This window comes from Stenotrophomonas sp. SrG, from assembly GCF_050031795.1.
Classification (GTDB): Bacteria; Pseudomonadota; Gammaproteobacteria; order Xanthomonadales; family Xanthomonadaceae; genus Stenotrophomonas; species Stenotrophomonas rhizophila_A.
On sequence record NZ_JBNBBE010000954.1, the window covers coordinates 1 to 242 of the forward strand.

Genomic DNA, 242 nt, shown 5'->3' on the forward strand with positions numbered 1-242 from the left:
CCCTTCGACTCCGGCAGCAGGAACGCGGCCACCAGGAAGTACAGCAGCGAGCAGCCGGCCCAGAAGCAGAACATGCTGGCGTAGCCGTGGTGGCCCACCGTGGGCAGGAAGATCGCCGCGATCACCGTGGATCCGAACTGGTTGATCAGCAGCGCGATGCTCATGCCGTTGGAGTGGATGCGGGTAGGCATCAGCTCCGACAGAGCCAGCCACACGCATACGCCCGGGCCCACCGCGAAGAA

At 65.3% G+C, this 242-nt stretch carries 1 protein-coding gene; it reads right to left on the reverse strand.

Annotated features, from left to right (window positions below; translation table 11 throughout):
* A partial coding sequence (locus tag ACQG3P_RS22320) for an MFS transporter (protein WP_426806273.1) occupies positions 1-242 on the reverse strand: 242 nt, incomplete at both ends.